Origin of the sequence: Maribellus comscasis (assembly GCF_009762775.1) — a bacterium.
GTDB lineage: Bacteria > Bacteroidota > Bacteroidia > Bacteroidales > Prolixibacteraceae > Draconibacterium > Draconibacterium comscasis.
Window position 1 is genome coordinate 1 of sequence record NZ_CP046401.1, and the last position, 20,421, is coordinate 20,421.

A 20,421-nucleotide genomic window follows, 5' to 3' on the forward strand; every position below is an offset into this window, starting at 1 on the left:
ATGAGCAACGAATACCAGGCTGCGTGGGAAAAATGTCTTCACGTTATTAAAGACAATGTACCTACCAGTAGTTATAAAACATGGTTTGAACCAATAGTACCGGTTAAACTTGACAACAAAGTGTTAACAATACAAGTTCCGAGTGCATTCTTCTATGAATACCTTGAAGAGCAGTTTATTGATATCTTACGAAAAACACTTCGTATGGTGCTTGGCACTGGTGCCAAACTTGAATATAACGTTGTTATGGGAAATGCTTCAGATAATGGAAATACACCGTTCACAGTTAGTTACCCAACCAATAACAATAACAAAATTCAGAATAAACCATTGACTATTCCGTTGCGGTCAGAAGAAAAAGCTTCAATAAAGAATCCTTTTATTATCCCCGGCATTCAAAAGCTGCAAATCGATCCTCAACTTAAACCGGATAATACTTTTGAAAATTTTGTTGAGGGTGATTGTAATCGCTTAGCCAGAAGTGCCGGCTTTGCCGTTGCTCAAAACCCCGGAGGAACAGCTTTCAACCCCCTGATGATATACGGAAATTCAGGATTGGGAAAAACTCACCTGGCGCAAGCAATCGGGATTGAAGTAAAAGAGCGTTTTCCGGATAAAGTTGTATTATACGTAAATGCCAATAAATTTCAAACCCAATTTACCGAAGCGACAAGAAACAACAACAGGAACGATTTTCTGCATTTTTATCAAATGATTGATGTTCTGATTTTGGACGATGTTCATGAATTTGCGGGAAAAGAAAAAACCCAGGAAACTTTTTTCCATATTTTCAATCATCTCCATCAAATGGGAAAACAGTTGGTTTTGACATCAGACAAACCGCCAATTGAATTAAAAGGGATGGAACAGAGACTGCTTTCAAGATTCAAGTGGGGATTAACAGCCGATTTACAAACGCCCGACTTTGAAACCCGAATGGAAATTTTGAGAAGAAAAGTATACAAAGACGGGATTTCACTTTCTGACGAAGTACTGGAATATATTGCATCACATGTTTCAAATAATGTTCGTGAGCTGGAGGGTGCCCTGGTTTCGCTGCTTGCGCAATCAATGTTGAACAAACGGGAAATTACGCTTGAATTGGCAGCCAAACTCATAAACAAGCTGGTTAAAAATTCCAAGAGAGAGCTTTCTATTGAATACATTTCAAAAGTGGTTTGCGATTATTTCAATATGCCGGTTGACGCGTTACAAACAAAAACAAGAAAACGCGAAATTGTACAAGCCAGGCAAATTGCAATGTATTTTTCAAAAAGCCTTACAAAATATTCACTGGCAAGCATTGGGGCACAAATTGGAAGTAAGGACCATGCAACCGTACTTCATGCATGCAAAACAGTAAACAATCTGAAAGATACCGATAAAAACTTCAGACAGTTTGTCGAAGACATTGAAAAGAAATTAAAAATGTAATTAAAAGCATCCAAAACCGGATGCTTTTTTTATAATACAAATGATATATTTATTTGCCAGTATAATTTCCTCAACTTCTATCTATATAATTTTTCGTTGGGCAAAAAATTATTCCTGCAACCTCACTCATTTAATTACAGTAAACTACGTCACAGCAACTATTTTTGGCGCTGTACTGTTTTCACCGTCTGAATCTCTTTTTACAGATCAAACAAAAAGCTGGCTCCCTTTTGCCTTACTTTTGGGAATATTATTTACCGGGCTGTTCTTTTTAATCGGGAATTCTTCGCAAAAAGCCGGAATTACGGTTACTACATTGGCAAACAAATTGTCATTGGTGTTTCCGGTCCTTTTTTCTCTTTTATTTTTTAACGAAAAAATTTCCACCCTAAAATATGTTGGACTGATAAGCTCTTTCGCAGCCATCATGTTAACCGTTTATAAGAAGGAAATCAAAAAAACCAATGTCATTTATATTCTCCTTCCCGTTTCTATTTTTATAGGTAGCGGATTTGCTGATTCAATAGTCAAATATGTTCAAACACTAAAAACATCTCCCGAACAGATACCGGTATTTACTACCTGTGTATTTTTTGTAGCCTTTGTTTTTGCCCTTCTATTCTCGGTTCGAAATGGAAAGAAAGTATTAAATGCGTTGATTCCTACTGTGCTTTTGGGTATTCTTCTGGGAATTGCGAATTTTGGATCACTTTATTTTCTGATGAATGCTTTAAGCAGCGACTATCTGGAAAGCTCTCTGATTTTTGCCGTTAACAACATGTCCATTGTTGCGCTTTCAGCAATAGTTGGATATATTATTTTTAACGAAAAACTAAACAAAATAAATTATGCCGGGTTGGCTCTGGCATTTGTGAGTTTATATTTTTTAACGTAATGGAAGACACATATAAAACAATCGGGAATTCAGGTGAAGGCTACTTTAAAGACAAAGGCAGTAAATTTTTATCATATGCATTTCCTGTACATTCCGAGGAAGAAATTAAAGAGCACCTTCTTCGACTAAAAAAAGAACACCATAGTGCCCGCCACCATTGTTATGCCTGGCGTTTGGGTACTGAAGAAATTACTTTCCGGGCCAACGATGACGGAGAACCTTCATCAACAGCCGGGAAACCAATTTTGGGTCAGCTCCAGAGTTTTGAAGTAACCAATATTTTAATCGTAGTTGTACGTTATTTTGGCGGTACTTTACTTGGTGTAAGTGGTCTGATAAATGCATACAAAAGTGCTGCCGCCGATGTCCTTTCAAAAACAAAAATTATTACAAAAACTATTGAAAGGCGTTATCAGCTTCATTTTAATTATCCGGTTTTAAATGATGTAATGAATATAATCAAGCAGGAAAATTTTACGATTTTGAATACAAAATTTGAAATCGATTGTCTTTTGGATCTTTCGGTCAGGAAGTCGGAAGCAGAAAAGGCAGAACAAATTTTCACGAATTTTTATGGTGTAGAAATAAAAAAAACGGAGTGAATTCTGTTGATAAAATAATAATAAATACTTGCATTAATCATTATTTCTGAAAATTAAACCCGCTAATTTTGAATCATGATGAGACGCCTAAATTTTAATTCCAAGAAAAGAGCCCAAAAACGCTATAAAAAAATAATTCTTTATTCTCAGAGTTTCATCACAAATCCATTAAATCATATTTTCGATTTTCTACATAAGAAAGGATTTTTCCTTTTCAACCTACGGAAAACCAACATTTCTTTTTTTCAGAATGTTGGTTTTCTTTTTTTTATGAACAGATTACACACATTAGTTAAGGCATATTATGAAAAAGGATTTAATTTCAATTACAGATTATTCGAAGGATGAATATCTGAAAATTATGAAACTGGCGGCAGAATTTGAAGAAAACCCAAATCAGGAATTACTAAAGGGGAAAGTTGTTGCTTCTCTTTTTTTTGAGCCTTCAACCCGCACTCGTCTGAGCTTTGAGACTGCCATCAGCCGGTTGGGGGGCCGGATAGTTGGGTTTGCTGATCCGGGGAGTTCAAGCGCAACAAAAGGCGAAACGTTACATGACACCATAAAAATGGTGAGTAATTATGCCGATTTGATAGTAATGCGACACCCTCTGGAAGGAGCAGCCAGATATGCCGCCGAGATTTCGCCCGTTCCTGTAATAAATGCAGGAGACGGAGCAAACCAGCACCCAACTCAGACATTGCTCGATATGTATTCAATATTGAAAACACAGGGAACACTCGATAATATGAATATTTTTATGGTCGGGGATTTGAAGTTTGGAAGAACAGTACACTCGCTTCTTATGGCCATGTCAGAATTCGGGAACCCGATTTTTAACTTTATCGCACCGGAAGAGCTTCAGATGCCCAAAGTGTATAAACTGTTCTTGAAAGAAAAAGGAATTCGCTTTTTTGAGCATACTGAGTTTACCAACATTATAAGTGAAGCTGATATTATATACATGACAAGGGTTCAAAAGGAGCGTTTTTCAGATCCTATCGAATATGAAAAAGTAAAAAACATTTACATTCTGAATAACGCAATGTTAAAAAATACAAAACCGAATGTAAAAATTTTGCACCCCCTACCCCGGGTTAATGAAATTCATACCGATGTAGACAGCAACGAAAAAGCATATTATTTTACACAAGCGTTAAATGGTGTTTTTACGCGCGAAGCCATAATTGCCCACACCATGAACCTAAAATAAAAAGAAATGAGCAACGATATGAAAAAGAAGCTGAAACTAAAAGTAAGCGCAATAAAAGACGGAACGGTAATCGATCACATTCCGGCCAAAAACCTTTTTACAGTAATTACAATACTGGGCTTAGATAAAATTGAAAACCAAATTACTTTTGGAACAAACCTCGATAGTGGAAAATTGGGAACAAAAGCCATTATCAAAGTTTCAGACAAGTTTTTTGAAAACGACGAAATAAATAAGATTGCATTAATAGCACCACATGCCAAACTAAATATTATCAGAGATTACGAAGTAGTTGAAAAGAAAATTGTTAAAATTCCGGAAGTAATAAAGGGTATTGTCAAGTGTTTTAATCCAAAATGCATCACCAATCATGAAAAAATATCAACCTGCTTTTCAGTAATATCAAAAGAATCACTGGAGCTGAAATGTAAATACTGCGAAAAGATTACATCACAGGATCAAATAAAAATGTATTAAAATATCGGCTTAACATCCGCCTTCGTTCTACATAAAAAAGAAAAACTGGTTTATAACAAACACCAACGGGATTTTTATTATATTTGCAGCGCTTAAAGCCCAGTTGGCGGAATTGGTAGACGCGCTAGTTTCAGGGACTAGTGTCCAATTGGACGTGAAGGTTCGAGTCCTTTACTGGGCACCAGGAGAAATCCAAACAAAATCAAAAGCACTTAAAATCAATATTTTAGGGATGTTCATAAGTATCAAAACCTATTGACAATAAATACGATAGGTTTTGTTATTTTTAAGAAAAACCCCGAAAAAGGCCTGAATCGCCAAAAATCGGGGTAATTTTCAAAATCCTTAATTGTGAAAGTACAAAGAATTTATGAAACGCCCCTTGAAATTAATTTTAATTCACCACGTCAGGAATTTTCTCTTTACTGGAAATCATTTTTAACATCTGAAATTGGTAAACTCTATGTCTCCTTACCCTGGGATGATTTAGTCCGGCATTTTAAAATCAAAGAAAATAAGAAAGGACCTTCCCGTTTTTTTAGTCCCGGGGGAATGATTGCATTGATGTTCCTTAAGTCTTATGTGGGGTGTTCAGACCGAAAACTAATTGAGCACTTAAACGGCAATATCCACTTTCAGCTTTTTTGTGACATCTGGCTACAAGGTGAAAGGCTTACCAATTATAAAATTGTCAGCCAGATACGTACTTTTTTGTCATCAAGGTTAGCTATTAGTGAAGCTCAAAAAATATTGGCAAAACATTGGAAACCCTTTATTGAACATCCCAACATTATGCTTACCGATGCAACATGTTACGAAACTTCGATGCGTTACCCAACCAATATAAAACTACTGTGGGAAAGTGTAGACTGGTGTTACGGTCAATTGAAATTAAGCTGTAAGTATTTAAAGATACGAACACCCCGAACCAAATATCTCAAGCAAAAAGAAAGGTATAGTCACTACAGCCGAAAGCGCAGGAAATCGAAAAAGCAGCGTAGAATACTTACCCGGAGCCTGCTGCACTTACTGGGGAAATTATTGTTTTTACTGGAAGAAACCCAGCAGAACTATCTTTATGAATTTACCATGCCAGCCAGATATTATCGCCAAATCAAAATAATTACCACGGTATTATCTCAACAACAAGAAATTTTTGATACAGGTAAAAGTGTACCCGACCGTATAGTCAGCCTTTCAAAAGCTTATATCCGGCCAATTGTACGAGGAAAAGAAGTTAAACCTGTTGAATTTGGAGCCAAGGTAAATATGATACAATTTGGAGGGATTAATTTTATCGAGCACATAAGCTTCAGCGCTTTTCATGAGGGGATAAGGCTTAAGCAATCTGTGCGTTACGGTCGCCAGCTGGTAGGTAAACCAACACACCTTTCGGGCGATGATATTTATGCCACCAATGCCAACCGCACCTGGTGCAGGAAAGAGAATATCATCCATGGGTTTAAACGAAAAGGAAGGGCAGGAAAACATGAACAGCACCGGAAAATACTTCATTCTGTACTTCGTAAAGAAAGAGCCACGCGAATGGAAGGAAGCTTTGGAACAGAAAAAGAACACTACGGCTTAAAGAAAATAAGGGCCATGACCCGGAAAAATGAAGAACTCTGGATTTTCTTTGGTGTACATACAGCAAATGCAGTTAGGATAGCCCGAAAAATGGCGCTCCAAAAACAAGCTGCCTAAAATCAAATCAATTTATTCAAAATCTTTAGGCAAATGGGAAAACTATGCCCAATTCCGGCCTTTTTTCGTCATAAAATCAATCGACACAAAAAAAAGAGATTCTTTTATCAAAATCGGGAAAAAATATCAAGGAGATTTTACCCGATTTTGTCCGAAGACCTTTACTGCTGAAGGTGCCTATTTTAAGTGCTTTTTTGTTTTCCAATTATTGTCTATTTAAAAAATTAATTCGTTCGATCATCCATAGACTATAATAAAATAAAAAGTTATTCAAAAAATGAATTCTGTTATTTTATCCTACATCGATATTTTTTTGGGGACATACCCATTTTTTTCTGGAAATCTTTGGAGAAATAATAAGGATCTGTATAACCTAACATGAAAGCAATTTGCTTGATCTTAAGTTTTGTTTGGTCGAGGTATTCGCAGGATTTGGTAATTTTCAAATGTGAGAAATAACTCAATGGACTATAGTTCGTCTGCTTCTTAAAAATGGTTGAAAGATAAGTTATGGAATAACCTACTTCATCTGAAATTTCTTTGAGTGTTAGTTTTTTGTCAATGTTTTGCTCCAAAAAATATATGGTTTGCTGTATTACCGGATTTTCCTCACCCCTAATATCCTCGCTCGTTTTAAAAGCGAAAATGAAAGTTGCCAAAAGATGAGCAAATGTAAAATTAACATAATACATATTTGCATTTGAATACCCTCTAGATAGATTACTAAAGATCTCATCGAAAAGCATCTTCCGATTTGCAACCCTATTATTTATAGATGGTACCAAGTCACGAACTACTGTAAACTCCTGCTCCAGAATGTTTGTTTTTGTCCCATTGAAATGGCAGGTAATAAATGCCGAGGGCTCTATATTCCTGCTTGTCATCTCAAATTGAAAACCTTTCGAGATGATACAAAATTGATCTTGGCACAGTAACACTTCATCCGTACCAAGTTTCAATTTTGCTTCCCCTTTGGTGCAAAAAATCAACAAATGATCCTGCAGACGAGTATTTTGAATCCATTTAGTCTGTCTCCCAAAAAGCAGTTCCGAAATCTCACACAGGTAAAGACCAGAAGTTAACGGATCATTTTTTTGGGTTTCAGTCACAAAGAAAGGAATCTTCGAAAATCGTTTTTTAATTAGCATAGTCTTATTTTCCTCCTGTCATTTTGATCAAAATGGATGAACATAAACATTGCACAAGTATTTATTTTTTAGACAGAAAAATATAATTAAAAAAAAAGACAATTGTCTTCAACAGTTTTCTTTCACCGCCCCCTTGATTTGCGTACTCTCCCAATTGAAAATAAAGCAATTCAAGATCAAATAAATTTCCAAAACTGTTTGATTTTGATTCATTAATACATCAAATTAAAGTAATATTTTCCATCTTTTTAATAAAAAGCACTATTTTTTGACTTTGCATTTGGGCATAGCTTTGCAGATAAAACAAAATCTGATATTTATGAACGAGTTATTAAATCAGCTAGCTGAATGTGTAGAATTTGGCAAAATCAATAAAGCCTCGCCTTTTCCTCCACAAATGAAAGGCCAGGATGGAGCGGATGAGATCACCCGCCAATTATTGGACAATAGAGTAAAAGCACAAGAAATCCTTACCTCCGGATTAATGCCTGGAATGGAAAAAGTAGGTGTCAAATTCAGGGAAAACAAAGTCTTTGTTCCTCAGGTTTTGATGTCTGCAAAAGCAATGAGTACAGCCATGATTCATCTTAAACCATTTTTTGCTTCGGGTGAAGCCAAACAAAAAGGCACTTTCATCATTGGTACCGTTTTAGGCGACTTACATGACATTGGGAAAAACCTGGTTGCCATGATGGTAGAAGGGAATGGGTATAAAGTAATTGATTTGGGAACAGACGTGAGCACAGATAGATACATTGAGGCACTAAACGAAAACCCTGGGGCTGTAGTTGGTTTGTCTGCACTGCTTACCACCACCATGGTTAACATGGAAAAAATAACCCAGGAAATAAAAACGGCGTTTCCAAATGCTTTGGTAACCATTGGCGGGGCACCGGTAAACGATGATTTCTGTTTAAAAATAGGAGCGGATAATTATTCACCGGATCCACAAGGTGTTGTTGAATTTTTAAATACAAAAATTGCATAACAGAAAAACAAGATGGATGGATTGAAACTGCTCGAAAGAGTATTTCGGTTAGAAGAAGTAGAAAGAGTCCCTTGGGTTCCTTTTGTTGGAGTTCATGGAGGAAAGCTGTTAAATGTGGATGCTGAGATGTACCTAAAAGACTCAAAATACATCGTTGATGGGATTTCAAAAGCAGTTGAACTATATAAACCTGATGGTATTCCTGTAGCGTTTGATTTACAAATTGAAGCGGAAATCCTGGGATGTAAAATAGTATGGAGTAAAGAAAATCCACCGGCAGTTGTTTCACATCCTTTATCCGAGGGTGTCGAACTTGCCTCGCTTTCTTTACCAACAGAGAATGATGGTAGGATTCCTGTTGTGATCGAAACAACTAAAGCTTTACGTCACAAGTACCCTGAAATTGCCTTGTACGGACTAATTACCGGTCCCTTTACCTTGGCATTACACCTTTTGGGGACTGAAATCTTTATGAAGTTGTTTGAAGATCCGGAGTATGTTGGTGAGTTGATGGATTTTTGCACTGATGTTGGCATTAAGTTTTCAGAAATGCTTTTGGATGCTGGTTGCGATATTATAGCTGTGGTTGATCCAATGACCAGCCAGATAGATCCAGAGTCTTTCGAAACGTTTGTTACACCTTATGTAAAAAAGATTTTCGATTTTGTCCGATTGAAAAAAAAGTTCAGCTCATTTTTTGTTTGCGGACATGCACAACAAAACATCGAGGTTATGTGCGACTGTAAACCTGACAATATTTCAATTGATGAAAATATTCCATTGGACTATGTAAAAGACATTGCACTACAAAAAGGGATTAGCTTTGGCGGCAACCTCAAGTTAACAAGTGTTCTCTTGTTGGGTAGTGAAATAGACTCTAAAAAGGAAGCTGTAAGTTGTCTTGACCGTGGAGGAGAGAAAGGATTCATTCTTGCTCCGGGATGCGATTTACCCATGAACACGACTATTGAAAACCTTCAGGCTGTGACCGAAATGGTTTACGACGATTATGCCCGACAAGTAACCCGTAAAATGGAGCACACCTCATCACATGACCCCAAAAGTCTGGATGGGCATTTTAAAGATGGGAAAGTGGTTGTTGATATTATTACGCTAGACTCCGCATCCTGCGCACCTTGCCAGTATATGGTTGAAGCAGTTCAACATGCATCGTCTAATTTTGGAGAAAAGGTTATCGTAAATGAGCATAAAATTAAAGATATAGACGGAATCCGGATGATGATGGCATTAGGTGTAAAAAATGTGCCAACTACATGTATTAACGGGAAAGTTGAGTTTATTAGCCAAATTCCACCGAAGTCTGAAATCATCCGCGCAATTAAAAAAGCACTCAATTAATGAGCATACCTATTCACTTGGTCACCGGATTTCTCGGAAGCGGCAAATCTTCTTTTATTAAACATTACCTCGAAAATTCGAAGAACAAAGGTAAAATAGCAATCATCCAAAATGAGTTTTCTCCTGTCGGAATTGATGGGAGAAATCTTTTACAAACGAATGATTATGAAATACTAGAAATCAATAATGGCTCCGTCTTTTGTGTATGCTTGTTGGGATCATTTATTGATTCACTCTCTTCATTCATCGAAAATATTAAGCCGAATATTTTAATCATGGAAGCATCCGGTTTGTCTGATACGATTGGTGTTGGCCAGGTTTTTCAAGCTAAAAAACTAAAAGGTAAAGTATACCTTGATCATGTTTGGTGCCTTGTTGATGCACAAAATTTCAATCGTTTTCCTTTGCTTCACATTTACATTCAACATCAACTTCGTTCAGCAGATACCATCATAGTCAACAAAACTGATTTGGTTGAAGACAATGCTAAGTCAGTGATATCTTCGGTTAGACAAATAAATCCATTTGCAGGGATTCTGACTGCTCACTTTGGGAAAATTGATTTGACTATTTCTAAAAAAGCATTGAATTTGTTTCCTGATACTGGAGAAAAGCCTTTGGGACGGCCTGATATTGAATCTGTTGTAATCAGAAGCAGTTTGGAAATACAAAAGAAAAATCTGGAAAAATTTTTTGATGCAAATAAATCCAATAGTATCCGCTGCAAAGGTTACATAAAACTTAGTAACAGCAACTTTGCTTTTATTCAGGGAGTATTTAAAAATATCAGCATTGATGAAATCCCGGCGTTCTCGGGGCCAACTGAATTTGTGATGATTGGCAATTTTAATAAACAAAAGAACTTACAAATAATGTTTGACGAATATTGTAGAAAATGAATCATACTCAATCCCTACAATTTGATGAACTGAAAATCAACACCGATTTGGTTAATAAAGGATTGGGATATGCCGAAGGTGCTATTCCTGAGCCTTTTGCAGGCTATCTCGAAAATGTGTGGAACGATTGCAGGCAGTTAGCGGACATCCGTGGAGGATTTCATATTCAGGAAGAAGTTGAATTCTCGGAAAATAAACGTTCGTTCTTTACCGGTGGTGTGGAATTTAAGGCAGGAAAACAAATTTGTAAAGAACTTTTAAATGCTGAAAAACTGGCTTTTTTTATTTGTACCGCCGGGAAAACAATTAGCGAAAAATCGTCGCTGCTGCTAAAAGGCGAGGATCCGGTGCTTGGTTTTGTATATGATGTGATGGGAAGCGCTATTGCCGAAGCAGTGGGCGACAAAATTCAGGAAACAATTGAACAACAAATGACTCTTTCGGGAGATAAAATTACAAACCGTTACAGCCCGGGCTATTGTCATTGGAATGTTGCCGATCAACATAAGTTATTTTCTTTTTTCGAAGAGAAACCGTGTGGCGTTTCGCTTACAGAATCAGCTCTTATGAGTCCGATAAAATCCATTAGCGGAGTAATTGGTATTGGAAAGAAGGTATTTTATCGCGAATATCAATGCAACCTGTGTAACCTGAAAACGTGTGTATATAAATCAGTGAGTAGCTCAAAAAGATAGGAAAGTAACGGATAAAAACCAGATAAGATAACAATAAGGGAGAAGTCTTCGGAGCACTGTGAAATGTATAGAACCCATTGTAATTTTCAGAATAATAGCTATTTATGGTTTGCGCGGTGACCTCTAAGGTATAAAAAATGAGAGGTCACCGGATTGTTCACATTTACAACGGTTTTAAATGGTGTTTTTTGACTTCGTAAAAATAAAAAAGCCCATAAATCATCTGATTTACAGGCTTTCGGTGAATTTTGATTTTTCACTTTGTCGGGATACCAAGATGATAATACCTTTAATATCATTCAATTTTCATATCTTTAGCTAAGAAATTGTTTTATTGAAATACTGAAGAGACTTTACCGAGAACAAAAATTTCATACCTCTATAAAAAACTGATTTTAAGCGTGTAAGAAAATACGAAATCGTCCTTTACTGGGCACGATTAAAGAATCAAAAAAATTAAAAAGCACAAAAAAAGTCAAGTTAAACGAGACTTTACCGAGACCAAACAATTTTTTAAAATATGTTCTCGATATAGTCTCAGAAATTCTCGCGATACTCTCTTTTACAAACATTTAAATTGACATGAATTGACTCGATTTGATGTTGAAAACAAGCCCCCAAAAAGGTACTTTTAAGGTACTAATCGAGAACAAATTCCTTCTATTAGCTTAAAAAGCGGAAATTATAAGATTTGACCACAAACTTTATTGTGAAAAAAGTAAGACAGAAAATTTATAATAAGGTTTCGCTTATTTTTCATGTACACTTGATTCAAAAAAAACCAATTTTTGTCAGAGGTTATGAGATTTTTTTTAGACTCTGCCGGCGTAATTGTTTGAAACAAGGTTTAAAATACCAAAAAAGTCCTTGCAGACAGCTTTTCTATTGTTGCTTCCGTATGGCATTTCACGTACTTTTTTTATAGCCTCAATAAAAGGCGTTTTGTTATCAGTATACATCAAAAAATTTATAGCCAATAGTGCAATATCCATGTTCTCAGACAAACAACCTGCAATGAGAATCTGCTGAGCCCTTTTATTCTCTCATAATTGATAAGAAATAGTTGCAGCTCCAAGCGAAACCAATGGATAGGTATCATCTATACTTTTTACAATCTGTTTTTGAAACTCATTTAATATCTACTGTTTCTGGCTTCGTAATCCCATAATTCCCCAATACCGCACGATTTTATCTTTATTCCGGAGATATTCAATTTGCTTTGCAGCAACGTCACTGCTACTGCGACAAAGAGTCTAGAAATTTTGTTATGTAGCTCTTTTGTGCGCACAAAGTTTACTTAAAATACGTCCCCAACAATGTTAAACTTTATACTTGAAATCCAAAGAAATTATGTTCTATTTTATATATATTTAATTCAAAATATAATCCATCATGAAACAAATATTTTTACTCCTAATATTTTTAACAATTTTATTTCACGAAGGATTTTCGCAAAATATTGTTGTACATGATCCGGTTATGATTCAACAAAATGACACCTATTACCTTTTCTGCACCGGTCGCGGTATCAATGTCTGGTCATCTGCAAACATGAAGGAGTGGAAACGCGAGAAACCTGTTTTTTCGGAAGCACCGGAATGGGCCATTGAGGCTGTCAAGGATTTCAGAGGGCACATTTGGGCACCCGACATTTCTTTTTATAACGGAGAATATTACCTCTATTACTCCGTATCAGCCTTTGGTAAGAATACTTCATGTATCGGACTTGCAACCAACCAAACGCTGAATCCGAACGATCCTGATTTTAAATGGGTTGACCACGGAAAAGTAATACAATCGTTTCCGGGAAAAACCAACTGGAATGCTATTGATCCAAACCTGATTGTTGCTGAAGACGGTACGCCATATCTAACCTTTGGATCATTTTGGGATGGGCTGAAACTGGTAAAACTGAGTTCGAATGGAACTGAAACTGCTGAAGATTTAAATAGCATTCCAACCATTGCCTCGCGAAAAAAATCATCAGATGCCCCTAATCCTCCGTCTGTTGATGACAATCCTGTAGACGCCGGAGGCAATGCCATAGAGGCTCCATTTATCTTTAAGAAAGGAAAGTACTATTTTCTTTTTGCGTCTATCGATTATTGTTGTAAAGGTGTGAACAGTACATATAAAATGATTGTTGGACGGTCGGAAAAAATACCCGGTCCTTACCTCGATAAAAATGGAGAATCAATGGCAACCGGAGACGGGACAATTCTGTTAGAAGGGGATGAGAATTGGCATGGAGTGGGACACAATGCGACTTATACATTTAACGGGACCGATTATATTATTTTTCATGGCTACGATGCCAATGATGAAGGAAGGCCAAAACTTATCATTAAAAAGCTTGATTGGGATAAAAACGGATGGCCGGTAATTGCTAATATCTAAAAACGCTAAAACATGAAAATGAACAACTTTATGCAGAGATTTATTTTGCTGGTAATGGTGTCAGGAATTTTTTCGGTATTGACAACGACGGCACAAAATGCAAGAATAAAAATTGATGTCGACCGGCAGATCGGCGAGATAAATAAAAACCTTTTTGGAAATTTTGTGGAACACCTCGGGCGTTGCGTCTACGGAGGTATTTACGAGCCTGATTCCCCGCTTTCAGATGATAAAGGAATTAGGCTGGATGTACTCGACGCAGTAAAAGAGTTAAATGTTCCACTCACACGGTATCCCGGAGGAAACTTTGTTTCCAATTATCATTGGAAGGATGGAATTGGCCCCAAAGACCAGCGACAAACAAGAATGGAACTGGCCTGGGCAAGATTGGAAACCAACCAATTTGGCACAGATGAATTTGTTGAATATGCACGCAGAATTGGCACCGATCCATATCTTGCAGTTAACTTGGGTACAGGAACAATTGAAGAAGCTCAGCAGTGGGTGGAATATTGTAACGTGAAAGAAGGTCCGTATTATGCTGAACTTAGAAAAAAATACGGTCATCCGGAACCCTATAACATTAAATATTGGAGCCTTGGAAACGAAATGGACGGATTCTGGCAAATGGGTCACCTGAATGCGGAAGATTATAGCAAAAAAGCCCGTGAAGCAGCCAAATTGATGCGGCTTACCGATCCATCGATTAAACTGGTAGCTGCCGGCGCCTCCAACTTCAGACCGAATAATGATCCGCACGAATGGAATGCTACGGTACTTTCTGAGTTAAAAGATGTGGTTGATTATATTGCTCTCCATATGTATGTTGGCAATCATCAGGATAATTACTACAATTTTGTTTCGTCGCCGTTGGTTTTGGAAGAGCGGACCAAAGTTGTAAAAGGAATGATTTTGCGGGAAATGGAAAAAGCCGACCGTGGAGATCGAGACCCGATTTATATCGCATGGGATGAGTACAATATTTGGTATCGCTGGCGAGCAGAGGAAACCATGACTGGCGACCGTGCTCTTGAGGAACGCTACAACCTTGAAGATGCTTTGGTAATTGCTGGTTTCTTAAACGCATTTATCCGAAATGCCGATATCGTAAAAATGGCAAATATGGCGCAGTTGGTGAATGTTATCGCTCCTATTTTTGCCGAAAAAGATGGAATGTTTAAACAAACCATTTATTACCCGCTACAGCTTTTTGCCAATAACATGTTCGGAACTTCGCTTGACGTTTTCGTGGATTGTGAAGCATACGACACTGACGAATTTTACCTCGGACTGGCGGAACAAGCAACTCAACAAAATAATGTTCCCTACCTTGATGTGTCAGCAGCGTACAATAAAGGAGAAGTTGTGGTGTGTGTTATTAACCGACACAAAGACAATACAATTGAAACAGATATTATTTCGCAGGAAGGATTATTTGACGGGGAATTTGAGGTTTATGAAATAAATGGTCCGGATATTAAGGCCGAAAACGATTTCGACAAAACCAATGTTCAGACTGTTCAAAAAGAATCAGTAAAAGTCAAAAAAACCGCAGATTTTTCCTACTCATTTCCTCCACATTCATTTACTATGCTAAAAGGAAAAATTGTTAAATAATATTTATGTGGTCTGATTTTTTAGAAAAAACATCAATATTCCAACACATAATTAAAGCAATTTCAATTGAATAAGTATTTAATCCAATGAAAGAAATGAATGTTACGATTACCAAGTCTGGGCAATTACAACAACAGCAACAGAAGTTTTAAGCTGATTTTAATTCACAAAATAATATTCCAAACTTTTATTAAACTGAATTGTTTTTGAATTGAAATAACCAATAATTTCCACCATGAAAAAAATTATTTTCTTTATTGCAACTGCATTTTTTTTGAGCTTTGTTACTTACGCACAAAATACTATTCACGAATTTAAAGTCGATGATATTGATGGTAATAGTTTTGATTTATCTTCTTTAAAAGGGAAAAAAGTTTTAGTAGTAAACACCGCTTCAAAATGCGGACTTACGCCTCAATACGAACAACTTCAGGAATTATACGAAACCTACGGAGGTGAAGACTTTGTAATCATTGGATTTCCGGCTAATAACTTTGCAAATCAGGAGCCTGGTTCAAATGAAGAAATTGAGGAGTTTTGCCAGAAAAATTATGGGGTAACATTTCCTATGATGTCGAAAATAAGTGTTAAAGGAGATGATATGCACCCTGTTTATCAATGGCTGACTCAGAAGAATAGAAATGGAGTTATGGATTCCGAAGTAAGCTGGAATTTTCAAAAATATTTAATCAACAAAAATGGCGAATTGGTTGAAATGATTGCTCCTAAAACCAAACCTAATGATGAAAAAATAATAAACTGGATTAAGGGAACAAAACCATAAAAGAATATTAAGCAGAAGCTGACTTCCTGTTTAACTCTTCATTGTCTGTATCAACTTCGATTTGCTTCTCCTGAATATTGTTTTTTAAAATCTTTTTTGCCTTTTCATTGAGATGTTCAAAAGCTTCAGCAAAAGATTTTGTACTTCGAAATACCTTGATTATTTTAATTTTAGGGTTTGGCTTATCAACAGTTTCGGAATAAACATGAATTTTATTCATTGAAGAATCATATTGAATAAGTTGTCCTTTCTCATAGTCAAAAGAAAACTCTTCATGCTCAGCAATAACAAACTCCAAACCTGACTTTTCATAACCTACTTTGAAAAATTTTGCGTACAAAATATATACCTTCCCGTCTGGCAATCCATAAAACTGGACAGGCATCTTAGTAGGCAAATATGTCATGTATGATTTGTGGATTAACCTCGCAAACGATTCCATATCACAAGTTAATGATTATTAACAAACCCCTTAAATAAAAAAGTTTTTGAAGATAGTATTTTTTTTAAGAGAAAAACAAATATTTTCTGAACTAAAATCTGAAAATATAAAAATTTTAATAGTAAAAAGCGAGACTATTGTTCATCCACGTAAATGCAGACCAAAAAGAAAGGGCAGCTCAACAGCTACCCTTTTAAATGTTAACCCCCAAACACACAATATGGGAAGAACCCCATATGCATATCTAAGATACAAATATTTTTTTAATTGGTCAATATAATTTTATTAACATATAGTATTGAACACAAAAAAGGAAATGAACCAAACTGCTTTCTATTTTTCATAATTTTTTTGAGAAACAGCAGATCACTTTTCGCGAGTAGATAAAAAATCAAAATGAATAACTGGTTTACATTTCAATGTAAAAACCATCAATTTTCAGCAAAAAAAGAAAATCAGCTAAATCGTAACTAGCTGATCTACTGAGCGGGAAACGGGGATCGAACCCGCGACCCTCAGCTTGGGAAGCTGATGCTCTACCACTGAGCTACTCCCGCTTTTTTCAATGCGAAAATATAATTTTTTTTGATTGATTAATCTTTACACAACCATAATAATTGGAGAAAAAAACATCCTGTTTTTTTTAATAAACAACTAAAAATCAATTTCTAATTTGTCCTCAATTATTATCAAACAGTAAAAAACTATTATTTGACCTTTGCTACTGCAATAATTCTATCCTCAAAATCACACCTTTGGCAATTGCCACTGATCGCGATAAGAAACCTTCATTAGTTTGTTAGCTTCTTCGTCATCAAACTTTTTGGCTGTATCGTCCCAATGGATAACTTTTCCTACACGGTAAGCAATATTCCCCATCTCAGAAACCGTTGCTGTTTTAGCACCAATTTCCACAGAGGCATTTGGAGTTCCTCCTTCGCGAATACATTGTAAGAAGTTTTTCACATGTTCGTCCTGCCCGTCTCCATAGTTTTTTTGCACAAGCCCCTCAAAAAAAGGTTCTCTTTTTTCATTATTAAAATCCGGAATAAGCTCGTAACCTCCGCGATCAACAACCAGTGTTCCTTTATTTCCAACAAATGCAACACCATGAGAATTTCTTTTGTAAAGTCCAATTCCGGGGTTCAGGCCACATTCCCATATCATGGTATGTTCAGGATAACCATATAAAGCCTGTTCAATATCCGGCGTATCCATTGCTCCTGGTTTATTGTAAAACATACCTCCCCCGGGAGAAATTTTCTGCGGCATACCGGCATCCATTGCGTAAAGAGCAAAGTCCAGCAAGTGAACGCCCCAATCGGTCATTGCACCACCTGCATAATCCCACCACCAGCGAAAATTATAGTGAAAGCGATTCAAGTTGAAAGGTCTTTTAGGTGCAGGTCCTAACCACATATCGTAATCTACATAATCAGGAGCTTCTTTATCCGGCATTACCGGATATGGGTTATCATACCCTTTGTAAATCCATGCCCGCACCAAGTGAACATCTCCTAATTCTCCCGACTTAACAATATCGGAGGCTTCAAACCAGTGTTTTGAACTCCGCTGCCACATATTCACCTGAACGACTAATTCCGGGTGTTTTTTAGCTGCTTTAACCATTGCATCACATTCTTCAATACTATGTCCCATTGGCTTTTCAACATAAACATGTTTTCCGGCTTCAAGTGCCATCATCATCATAATTGCATGCCAATGGTCAGGTGTGCCAATAATTACAGCATCAACATCGGGGTTATCTAAGACTTCACGAAAATCAGAATAGGTAAGCGGTTTCTTTTCCGTAATTTTTTCAACCTCTGCAGCACGTTCTTCAAGGATATTGGAATCAACGTCGCACATTGCAACACAGTCTACATTATTCTTCTTGTCTGTTATAAAACTTTTTAAATCACCAAATCCCTGGCTTCTGCAACCGATTAAAGCCACACGGATTTTCTCTGCAGGAGAAGCACAAGCATTCATAATAGTTGGGAAAGTACTTATTGCTGCTGTAGCAATTGCCGAAGTTTTAATAAAGTTTCTTCTGTCTGAATTCATCTTAATGGTTTTTGAACGTTTAAATTGGATTGGTAAATATAGCAGTTCTGACTTTTAAATAGAATTTTTTTAATATACTTTAAGCAGATATTTTGAATAAACCTTATGCTTTACGAGTTGTAATACCAAAATTAGAACTTACAGACGTATTGGAGGAAATCATCTGCATCATAAATCAGAAGAAAAAGAACTTTTCCGGTTTTCAGGAATGCATGAAACAAAGCCTCAAAATTAGCATGAAAGCAATCTTTCAACTATTTTTGTAAAAAAACTAAAAATGTTTCTTTGGGAATTGCCTCAGTTGCAAAATAAAAACCATTCATTTCAAAAAAGCAAAGAGAATTTGGTTGTTTTTGCCAAAAGTTGTGGGAACTTCTTTTACCCAAAACACAGATCTCCTTATCTTTTTCTGACCAACTTTTTAAATCCCGGAAATTATTATTTAAACGAAAGTCAAACACAGGTTAGAGAAAAGAGTTTCTATTTTCTAAATGCAGACGATTCCATTGCAATCGATTATTCCAAACCGGTAACTCTGCAAACACTGCTTATTTTATTTGACGATGAATTTATAGAAAACTGTATTACAAACCTTCTCTCGACAGAAGAACAGCTACTCAATTTTAATACTAAAAAAATAAACTTTCATATTCCGACAGTGCCCTTTGAGCTAAACGAAAGAGTTCAAAAAATCCTCTGTTTTCTGATAAACAATTCATCTTATAAAGAAAATGTTGATTTTTATTTGTACGAATTGGTTTCGGAATTTGTTAAAATGAACGACAAAACATCAAAACAGATTCAAAAAATTGATGCAGTAAAAACTTCCACAAAAACAGAACTGTACAAACGGCTTTTTATCGCCCGGGAGTTTATCCGGGAAAATGTCTCAAAAAAAATAACCCTTGATGAGATTGCATTGGAAGCAAGTTTAAACAAATACCACCTGCTATCAAATTTTAAACAGCTGTTTCAATGTACCCCTCACCAGTTTTCGACCCAACTAAAATTGAGTAAGGCTTATCAACTGTTAAAACATAAAAAGGGCTCTGTAACGGAAATATGTGAATCAGTGGGTTTTGACAGTATAGGTTCTTTTAGTCATCTGTTTAAAAATCATTTTCACATCTCACCTTCCACCTTGCTCAAAAACTAAAATTCCCAATTTTCGATAAATTGAATTGCTCTCTTTTATTCATTTTTGCCTGAAATAATAAACAGAAAGAAAATGAAGAAAACCATTACGGCCAAAAGAATTTCAAAACAAGCTGTCATCAAATTGAACGACAACATCAAAAATATTTTTCCTCTTTTTGGAGCTTTTGAAGAACGCAAATGGGCAGAGGGCTGGAATCCTGAACTTATTTATCCGGAAACTGAAAAAATAGAGGAAGGAACAACTTTCAGAACAAGCCCGACATTTGACGGAGAAAGTGATTATTTGTGGATTGTAACAAAATATTCCACTGAAAAGAAGCTCGTCCGGTATCTGGTAATAACCGACGACCGTTTTTGGACAATTACAGTTCAGTGTTTTCAGATAGATGAGAATAACACCAAAGCCCAAATTACCTATTCATTTACAGGCTTAAATAAAAACGGAAACATACAAAACAAAAAAGCCCTGAATAACATGTTTTCTAAAAATCTTAAGGACTGGGAAAATGAAATTAACCAATATTTAAAAATGTAACAATGTA

Annotated in this window: 19 protein-coding genes and 2 tRNA genes; 17 read left to right on the forward strand and 4 right to left on the reverse strand. The window is 36.2% G+C overall.

Features of this window, described 5'->3' with window-relative positions; all coding sequences use genetic code 11:
• From dnaA to GM418_RS00035, 7 genes are all read left to right on the forward strand, one after another.
• On the forward strand, positions 1-1,434 hold the full coding sequence (dnaA, locus tag GM418_RS00005) for a chromosomal replication initiator protein DnaA (protein ID WP_158861931.1): 1,434 nt from the start codon (positions 1-3) through the stop codon (positions 1,432-1,434).
• A 40-nt stretch (positions 1,435-1,474) separates the two neighbouring features.
• The gene (locus tag GM418_RS00010; RefSeq protein WP_158861932.1) at positions 1,475-2,329 is read left to right on the forward strand and encodes an EamA family transporter; all 855 of its coding nucleotides are present in this window, start codon (positions 1,475-1,477) and stop codon (positions 2,327-2,329) included.
• On the forward strand, positions 2,329-2,931 hold the full coding sequence (locus GM418_RS00015; protein WP_158861933.1) for an IMPACT family protein: 603 nt from the start codon (positions 2,329-2,331) through the stop codon (positions 2,929-2,931). Before GM418_RS00010 ends, GM418_RS00015 begins: the two co-directional genes overlap by 1 nt.
• Positions 2,932-3,235: 304 nt before the next feature.
• Complete coding sequence (gene pyrB, locus GM418_RS00020) at positions 3,236-4,144, forward strand: aspartate carbamoyltransferase (RefSeq protein WP_217447663.1); 909 nt, start codon at positions 3,236-3,238, stop codon at positions 4,142-4,144.
• A gap of 6 nt (positions 4,145-4,150) precedes the next feature.
• Positions 4,151-4,621 (forward strand): aspartate carbamoyltransferase regulatory subunit, encoded by a 471-nt coding sequence (pyrI, locus tag GM418_RS00025; RefSeq protein WP_246222798.1) that lies wholly within the window; start codon positions 4,151-4,153, stop codon positions 4,619-4,621.
• Positions 4,622-4,718: 97 nt separating this feature from the next.
• Positions 4,719-4,805: transfer RNA gene (locus GM418_RS00030), tRNA-Leu, on the forward strand.
• A gap of 167 nt (positions 4,806-4,972) precedes the next feature.
• Positions 4,973-6,325, forward strand: coding sequence for a transposase (locus GM418_RS00035; RefSeq protein ID WP_217447505.1), 1,353 nt, complete (start codon positions 4,973-4,975; stop codon positions 6,323-6,325).
• A gap of 287 nt (positions 6,326-6,612) precedes the next feature.
• On the opposite strand, the gene GM418_RS00040 is transcribed toward GM418_RS00035, so the two are convergent.
• Positions 6,613-7,473: a helix-turn-helix domain-containing protein gene (locus tag GM418_RS00040; protein WP_158861934.1), complete on the reverse strand. Its 861-nt coding sequence runs from the start codon at positions 7,471-7,473 to the stop codon at positions 6,613-6,615.
• A 319-nt stretch (positions 7,474-7,792) separates the two neighbouring features.
• On the opposite strand from GM418_RS00040, the gene GM418_RS00045 reads away from it, so the two are divergent.
• The 7 genes from GM418_RS00045 (at position 7,793) to GM418_RS00075 (ending at position 16,212) form a co-directional block, all read left to right on the forward strand.
• The gene (locus GM418_RS00045) at positions 7,793-8,461 is read left to right on the forward strand and encodes a cobalamin B12-binding domain-containing protein (RefSeq protein ID WP_158861935.1); all 669 of its coding nucleotides are present in this window, start codon (positions 7,793-7,795) and stop codon (positions 8,459-8,461) included.
• Between the two features lie 12 nt (positions 8,462-8,473).
• Complete coding sequence (locus tag GM418_RS00050) at positions 8,474-9,820, forward strand: uroporphyrinogen decarboxylase family protein (RefSeq protein ID WP_158861936.1); 1,347 nt, start codon at positions 8,474-8,476, stop codon at positions 9,818-9,820.
• Complete coding sequence (locus tag GM418_RS00055) at positions 9,820-10,719, forward strand: CobW family GTP-binding protein (RefSeq protein ID WP_158861937.1); 900 nt, start codon at positions 9,820-9,822, stop codon at positions 10,717-10,719. The genes GM418_RS00050 and GM418_RS00055 overlap by 1 nt, the downstream gene beginning before the upstream one ends.
• Positions 10,716-11,414 carry a vitamin B12 dependent-methionine synthase activation domain-containing protein gene (locus GM418_RS00060; protein ID WP_158861938.1) on the forward strand — a complete coding sequence of 233 codons (699 nt, stop codon included), beginning with the start codon at positions 10,716-10,718 and terminating at the stop codon, positions 11,412-11,414. The genes GM418_RS00055 and GM418_RS00060 overlap by 4 nt, the downstream gene beginning before the upstream one ends.
• Before the next feature lie 1,392 nt (positions 11,415-12,806).
• Positions 12,807-13,811 carry an arabinan endo-1,5-alpha-L-arabinosidase gene (locus GM418_RS00065; RefSeq protein WP_158861939.1) on the forward strand — a complete coding sequence of 335 codons (1,005 nt, stop codon included), beginning with the start codon at positions 12,807-12,809 and terminating at the stop codon, positions 13,809-13,811.
• Positions 13,812-13,823: 12 nt separating this feature from the next.
• Positions 13,824-15,428 carry an alpha-N-arabinofuranosidase gene (locus tag GM418_RS00070; RefSeq protein ID WP_158861940.1) on the forward strand — a complete coding sequence of 535 codons (1,605 nt, stop codon included), beginning with the start codon at positions 13,824-13,826 and terminating at the stop codon, positions 15,426-15,428.
• Between the two features lie 235 nt (positions 15,429-15,663).
• Positions 15,664-16,212, forward strand: coding sequence for a glutathione peroxidase (locus GM418_RS00075; RefSeq protein WP_158861941.1), 549 nt, complete (start codon positions 15,664-15,666; stop codon positions 16,210-16,212).
• Between the two features lie 7 nt (positions 16,213-16,219).
• Here GM418_RS00075 and GM418_RS00080 read toward each other — a convergent pair whose 3' ends face one another.
• The gene (locus GM418_RS00080) at positions 16,220-16,654 is read right to left on the reverse strand and encodes a hypothetical protein (RefSeq protein WP_158861942.1); all 435 of its coding nucleotides are present in this window, start codon (positions 16,652-16,654) and stop codon (positions 16,220-16,222) included.
• Positions 16,655-16,700: 46 nt separating this feature from the next.
• Here GM418_RS00080 and GM418_RS00085 point away from each other — a divergent pair, with 46 nt between their 5' ends.
• Entirely contained in the window at positions 16,701-16,934 is a 234-nt protein-coding gene (locus GM418_RS00085) for a hypothetical protein (protein ID WP_158861944.1), read from the forward strand.
• 205 nt (positions 16,935-17,139) lie between these two features.
• On the opposite strand, the gene GM418_RS00090 is transcribed toward GM418_RS00085, so the two are convergent.
• Together GM418_RS00090 and GM418_RS00095 are read right to left on the reverse strand one after the other, a co-directional pair.
• Positions 17,140-17,211, reverse strand: a tRNA-Gly gene (locus tag GM418_RS00090).
• Positions 17,212-17,401: 190 nt separating this feature from the next.
• Entirely contained in the window at positions 17,402-18,721 is a 1,320-nt protein-coding gene (locus tag GM418_RS00095; protein ID WP_158861946.1) for a Gfo/Idh/MocA family protein, read from the reverse strand.
• 277 nt (positions 18,722-18,998) lie between these two features.
• Here GM418_RS00095 and GM418_RS00100 point away from each other — a divergent pair, with 277 nt between their 5' ends.
• Positions 18,999-19,877: a helix-turn-helix transcriptional regulator gene (locus GM418_RS00100; protein ID WP_158861948.1), complete on the forward strand. Its 879-nt coding sequence runs from the start codon at positions 18,999-19,001 to the stop codon at positions 19,875-19,877.
• A 72-nt stretch (positions 19,878-19,949) separates the two neighbouring features.
• Positions 19,950-20,414 (forward strand): hypothetical protein, encoded by a 465-nt coding sequence (locus GM418_RS00105; RefSeq protein ID WP_158861950.1) that lies wholly within the window; start codon positions 19,950-19,952, stop codon positions 20,412-20,414.
• Positions 20,415-20,421 lie beyond the last annotated feature (7 nt).